Origin of the sequence: Paenisporosarcina sp., assembly GCF_049671445.1 — a bacterium.
GTDB lineage: Bacteria > Bacillota > Bacilli > Bacillales_A > Planococcaceae > Paenisporosarcina.
Genome location: NZ_JBATUX010000082.1, coordinates 1 through 6,349 on the forward strand (window position 1 = coordinate 1; position 6,349 = coordinate 6,349).

The 6,349-nt window shown below is 37.4% G+C and carries 5 protein-coding genes and 2 pseudogenes; all 7 read right to left on the reverse strand.

The features are described from left to right. Positions 1-379: GNAT family N-acetyltransferase (locus WBG45_RS10525; protein WP_424414352.1), on the reverse strand; the 379-nt coding region annotated here is incomplete at its 3' end. Between the two features lie 100 nt (positions 380-479). Next, positions 480-608, reverse strand: a pseudogene (locus tag WBG45_RS10530) (FAD-dependent oxidoreductase); the annotation flags it as partial. Between the two features lie 72 nt (positions 609-680). Next, positions 681-950: pseudogene (locus WBG45_RS10535) on the reverse strand (GerAB/ArcD/ProY family transporter); the annotation flags it as partial. A gap of 277 nt (positions 951-1,227) precedes the next feature. Continuing rightward, entirely contained in the window at positions 1,228-2,340 is a 1,113-nt protein-coding gene (locus tag WBG45_RS10540; RefSeq protein WP_424414354.1) for a GerAB/ArcD/ProY family transporter, read from the reverse strand. 36 nt (positions 2,341-2,376) lie between these two features. Then, the gene (locus tag WBG45_RS10545) at positions 2,377-2,610 is read right to left on the reverse strand and encodes a hypothetical protein (RefSeq protein WP_424414355.1); all 234 of its coding nucleotides are present in this window, start codon (positions 2,608-2,610) and stop codon (positions 2,377-2,379) included. Between the two features lie 2 nt (positions 2,611-2,612). Beyond that, entirely contained in the window at positions 2,613-3,806 is a 1,194-nt protein-coding gene (locus WBG45_RS10550; protein ID WP_424414357.1) for a Ger(x)C family spore germination protein, read from the reverse strand. Positions 3,807-3,809: 3 nt separating this feature from the next. Then, positions 3,810-5,426, reverse strand: a complete 1,617-nt coding sequence (locus WBG45_RS10555; RefSeq protein WP_424414359.1) for a spore germination protein — start codon at positions 5,424-5,426, stop codon at positions 3,810-3,812. Between the last annotated feature and the right edge of the window lie 923 nt (positions 5,427-6,349).

The following is a 6,349-nucleotide window of genomic DNA, read 5'->3' on the forward strand; positions in this document are numbered from 1 at the left end:
GCTTTGCTTCTTCACAACAAATTTCAAATAGCTTTTTTCCTATCCCGCTTCCTCGTACTTCGCGAGAGACGTGAATATATGGAAGTTCAACATACTCACCATAAATACCAAATTTCTCGTTCTCCACGTTAGCAAACCCAATTAGCTCATGTTCACGATAAACACCAATGACGCTACCTCCAACTTGTACACAGTATCTCAATGAATGAACCACTGCTGACTTCTTTTCTTGGTCCCAGTCGTCAACAAAAGAATCCTTCTTCACGATTAGGTGGTCTTGGTATTTCACTAAAACTTGATGAGTTTCTTGATAGCGATTAAACGTCGATAGGAAATCATCTTGTAAATCTTCTACGGATAACTTTTTGTAATGGAACAACTATTTTCATCCTTTTACACCAGTTTAACAAAAAAACAAAAAACGAATCCATTGAAGAATGTTAGATTCGCTTTTTATTGCTTTTCGTCAAATATATAGTTCAAGGCAAGTCATTGATTTCATGTGCCACACGTATTCCAGACTCAATTGCAGATTGTATCCATCCATGGGGCAGAGCAGTATGTTTCCCAGCAAAGTGTACCTTACCTTCTGGAGAAGAAAGGTAAGGAGAAACTGCCACATATACAGGTTGTATGTTTTCAAACTTGATTTCTGGTGAAATAAACACCACTAAAATGAGAAATAGGAAGAAGAAAACAACAATTAAGATTTCGGCCGACCTAGCGATTGTCTCTAACCCAAGACGGACACCCATCACCATTATCATTCCCATAAGTATATTTAGCGCTACCATTGGAGTACTTTGCAGCACATGGATATTTAGAAAAAGAGTAGAGGTATAAAGAAAAGAAATCGACACAAAGCAAAGAGAAAATATTGTCCTTATCCATTTCCCAAAGAGTTTATTATTGATTTCAATAAAAGTGAGATGAGGAAACCATTGCGCTATCGTGCAAAAAAACTAAATGATTAATAACCCAATCCCAACCCCGAATATAGTGGCAATCCAAGCGTCTTGCTTCGCATTTTGGGCTAAGCGTGATGGTACAGCAAGATGCTCGAACCAATGGTAAATAAGGTGACTAGAACTTGAAATTGGTACGAATTTATTTTTACATCCTTCATCATTTCATATCATATCTTCCTCTCCACAACACTAGGAATCCCGGGTACCTGTCACTGAGTTGACAATACATTACCGAATTGGCTTTTAGTAAATTTTGTTCCTAGGGTTTCAGGCCTCTTTTTTTTAATTTCTTTTTTCGTAACCCATATATTACTACCAGCAAAAGAGGTAAAAAAAGTCCGTATGACAAAGATAAGGTATTACCCGTTGTACTGTCCCAATTTTGTTGGTAGCTGACGTTAGGATAAATCACGAGAGAAAGGACAACAGCAATCATGCCTAAGGGTAATGTTAAAGGGCGGTAATCTTTCAAATTTAGAATTTGTGCCATACCTAAAACGGAAGCGTAAAAATAAAGTACCGCCTTAAAGTAGAGCGCAATAATCCAAAGTGTGCCCATTAACCCTTCAATACGCTGTACAAAATCCCCAACATTTATCCTTTTAGCCAATTCATAGCTAGGATAAGATTGTCTTGCGGTATTCTCAGGACCTAATACAGCAACAGTCAAAAATGTAATAATAATAATGATGATGCCACCTATTAAGTTTCCTAATAAAAAGGATTTTTTACCTTGTTTCGTTTTGTTAATAAAGGAAGGAAAAATCATTAATAAAATAACGGCATTAACTGAAGATACTACGAAATAAAATACGGATGATTGAACGATCTTTTTTGTACCCGTCTCAAATACAGGCTGTATGTTTTCAAACTTGATTTCAGGTGAAATAAACACCACTAAAATGAGAAAAAGGATGAAGAAAACGGCAATTAAGATTTCTGCAGAACGAGCGATGGTTTCCAATCCAAGACGGACTCCCATCACCACTACCCCCGCCATAAGAATATTAAGGACTACCATTGGAGTACTTGGCAGCGCATGGATGTTTAGGAATGTCCCACAATAAAACAAAAGTTCTGAAGTAAAAAGAAAAGTCGTGAGTACAAAGAAAACAGAAAAGGCTTTACCTATCCATTTTCCAAATACTTTTTCATTGATTTGGATAAAGGTGAGGTGAGGGAACCAAAGAGCTATAGTGATGAATAGCCATATGACCAATGACCCGATTCCCGTACCAATTATAGCGGCAATCCAAGCGTCTTGTTTCGCTTCGGCTGCTAATACTGATGGTACAGTTAAGAGACTAGTACCAATCGTAAAAAAAATAACTAAAACTAGAAATTGGTACGAATTTATTTTAACGTCTTCCATCATTCCATATCATACCTTCCGCTCCACACTGTTCTTTTACTTTAACAAAAGAGCAATAACATCATTAAGAGGTTTAAACACAAAAGTGAGTAAATCAAATGGATTTGGAATAGATTTTCCAAATCCTAGAGTAATACTTAATCCTACGGCAATAGCAAGAAGAATAGCAAACACAAGTAACTCTTTTTTATACTTTTTTTCCAATAGAGGTGGAACTTCAATCCACAGAATGATAGCCGCAATCAGGAGTATTCCTATACTTTTCAACATGATTATTTAGTTTCCTTTACATCATCTAGGAAGGAATTACCTACTGTACCCGTACGCTGAAGTTTCACGTCAACTTTAACGTTCGCTGTCAACTCTGAAAATCCACCTTTATCCCACTGCTCTTTAATCTTTTTCCATTCTTTCGGATTGGATCGATGAATGGCTTCACCAAATCCAAATATGTCTGATTCATATTGTTTTTGTACCGTTTCAATGGTCTGATTAATGGTATCTTCCATATCTTTTTTCGTGATTTTCTCTAGCTCAGCAATTGTTTTTGGTTCACTAAGATTAATTGCACATTCTACATCCCCTACATTTCCTTTTACTTTAATATTGACATCTACTTCGGGTTTTCCTTTATTCATTTTACCTTTAATGTCAGATTTTAACTGGATGATTTCTATAGAAATTTTTCCTTCTTTAGGACAAGATATTACACTTATTGTATTTTTCACTGTGTTGGTGATGTCATTATACCCTCTGCTTTCCTGTTCAGTTAACCAGCCCAACAGTTTATCTTTTTTAAACACAGCTAATTGATCATATACAATTCGCGCTTCTGGAGTAATTGATTCTACATTCTGTTTGCTTGTTCCTATTTCTTGGTTCCCTGTTACTAGAATCCCCGTTAATACCGCTTCTTTTCCTTCATTTGTTAGATCTGTTATTAGCTCATCTAATACAATGCCGCTCGTTGCGGCCCAGGCAGCTTCTGACGTTTTAAGCGTGTTAAACATTTTATTAGCGGGTATGGCTTCAAGAGTTGTTGTGACATTTAGTATCTCTTCCGCGGTCATATCCTTAGCAATAACAACATAAAAATCAGATCGAAATTCCCAATCTCTTGACAGAAACTCTAAGGATTCGCCTATTCCTTCTTCAGCTAAATCCTCACCGATCACAAGCATTCGAAGATGTCCAGGATATATTTTTCGCGGCGAGTTCTTTGTTATTTTTCGAAGAGCTTCATATATCGTTTCCCCGTTCGCCTTAAACAGGGTTACCGGTGAACGCCCAGTTGATTTCATGGATATTTCAGAAGGTACAACCACTTGAGCAGTTACTTGGTATTCATCTTCTACTTTATCGATTCCTAATGCTAATGCAATGCCAAGCTCATTTAATTCCCTCCGGTCCCAACACCCCGTAAGAAAGAGGCTGAGAATCAGGAGTACAAACATGCACTTTTTCATCGTTTACTCCCTTTCATACTCCTCATTTTTTGTTGGTTGTGGTTTTGAAGAGGCGGAATCTTGTTGACGAGTCATATTTTGTTGATTGATTAGGCGAGGTCGAGTAAACATTTTCCATTTAGGCAAACGAATAAACGTGTCCTTTTGATCCGAAATATTAAATGGAGCTAATGGAGACATATATGGTATTCCAAAAGAACGTATACTGCATAAATGCAGAATAAGAGCAATTAAACCTATCGTAATTCCAAACAAACCGAACGCTGCTGCGATTGCCATAAATACAAAGCGCAACATCCTGACAGCGATAGCCAAGTCATAAGTAGGAGAAACAAAACTTGAAATGGCTGTTATTGAAACTACGATGACCATCGCAGCAGAAATTATGCCTGCTTCAACGGCTGCTGTTCCAATTACAAATGCCCCCACTATAGACATGGCTGCACCTATGTTTCTGGGCATTCTTATACCTGCTTCACGCAAAAGTTCAAAGGTGACTTCCATTATTATCGCTTCAACAAATGTCGGAAATGGGACGCCTTCCCGTTGGGCTGTCAAACTAATAAGGAGTGCAGGTGGTAGCATAGTGTGATGAAATGTGGTGATTGCAATAAATAATGATGGTGCCAATAACGCAATTGTAAATGCAAAAAAACGAAGAATTCGAATAAGACTCGCAATATCTGCACGTTGATAGTAGTCCTCGGAAGATTGAAAAAATTGAACAAATAATGCCGGAACAATTAGTACAAAGGGTGTTCCATCAACTAAAATAGCTATGCGCCCTTCCAATAATGCCGCAGCAACTATATCTGGACGTTCTGTATTAAAAACGGTGGGAAAAGGTGAGAGAGGTGCATCCTCAATCAATTCTTCGATGTTTCCACTTTCAAGAATTCCATCAATGTCTATTTTATCCAAACGCAAACGGACTTCTTTCACTATTTTGTCATTTGCAATGCCGTTGATATACATCATGGCAACATTCGTTTTCGTGCGTTTTCCAATAACTTTTGATTCCATCCAAAGATTCGGATCTTTAAGTCTTCTACGAACTAAAGCAGTATTTACTCGCAAATTTTCGGAGAATCCTTCGCGGGGTCCTCTTACTACCATCTGTGCTGATGCTTCCGTTACTCCACGCTCAACCCATTGTTTATTGGAAATGAGTAAACCTTGCGCATATCCATCAATTAAAATAATCGTATCTCCCGATAAAAGACCAGTAAAAAGTACGTCAAAATCAGTTAGATCTTTAATTTCCCCTACTGTCATGGCAAAATCTTTTAATACACTAATAAGATCTTGTTCAGGAGTTATCTTTTCTTGTAATTCAACCCCTTTGATATCTAGCATGAGCGTTTCCAAAATAAAGTTTTGTAATGAAGGTGTATCGGTTAACCCATCTGTATAAATAATACCGGCTTTAATGGTTCCTTCTTTTCCAATCCGAATTTCTCGTATGACAATATCCGTGCTTTTTCCTAAAGAAGTGTTTATGAATTGTAAATTTTCTTGAAGACTTGTGTTTAATTCGATATTTGAACTTTTCTTCAGTGTTTGGTCAGGTGAAGTAGGTTGGGGTTTTATTTTATTATTTTTCTTTTTGAAAAAGCCCATATAATACCTCATTTACTGTTTGTTTTTTGGGACGCATCTCAACTTGGATAGCGTCAAGAATTGTTGTGTGGACCAGGTTTCACACGAACTTTTATTTGCTTCCTATAACATAAATATGATTTTCCTATTATTGACCTTTAATCAACAAACTAACCTCGCACATTTTTAAATAGAGAAAAATGGGACATCCAGCTTTGATGGATGTCCTTAACAATTCAACTTTTTGGTTTTGTGAAATCTTTAGAGTGACTGTTGTATACTATGAGCGGTATTTTGTCGACTACGAGCTCATTCCTGTCGACTATGAGCGGTTTAACAAAAATGGGGATATCCAGTTTGATGGATGTCCTTAACAATTCAGCTTTTTGGTACTGGAAATCTTAGAGTGACTGTTTTATCCTATGAGCGGTTTTGTGTCGACTATGAGCGCATTCCTGTCGACTATCGGCGCATCTTTGTCGGATATGAGCGGTTTAACAAAAAATGGGGACATCCAGCTTGATGGATGTCCTTAACAATTCAGCTTTTGGTTTTGGAGATCTTTAGAGTGACTGTTTGTTTGCTATGAGCGGTTTTGTGTCGACTATGAGCGCATTCATGTCGACTATCAGCGCAAAAGACTTGGCTATCGGCGGTTCTTTGTCGTGACTATGAGCGGTTCAACAAAAAATAGCACCTGATCTCTAATTTCATATTAAGACAGCTATAAAGAATACGATTGATATTGTGGTTTCCATTCTTGTTGACTCTACGATAAAAAAGCGATAAAACCCCTGATATTTTTGATCGCTAATATACAAAAAAATGGAGTGTCGGTGAGGTTACACCGCGCACTCCATTTATTATTTAGTTGATTATATAAACATTCCGGCAATGGCAGCACTTAGTAAAGATGCTAACATCCCTGCAGCTACTGCACGTAA

What these genes read in the sequence shown, in the direction of transcription:
- WBG45_RS10540 (WP_424414354.1), bottom strand. Translation starts at nt 2,340, where the DNA reads ATGGAAGACGTTAAAATAAATTCGTACCAATTTCTAGTTTTAGTTATT.
- WBG45_RS10545 (WP_424414355.1), bottom strand. Translation starts at nt 2,610, where the DNA reads ATGTTGAAAAGTATAGGAATACTCCTGATTGCGGCTATCATTCTGTGG.
- WBG45_RS10550 (WP_424414357.1), bottom strand. Translation starts at nt 3,806, where the DNA reads ATGAAAAAGTGCATGTTTGTACTCCTGATTCTCAGCCTCTTTCTTACG.
- WBG45_RS10555 (WP_424414359.1), bottom strand. Translation starts at nt 5,426, where the DNA reads ATGGGCTTTTTCAAAAAGAAAAATAATAAAATAAAACCCCAACCTACT.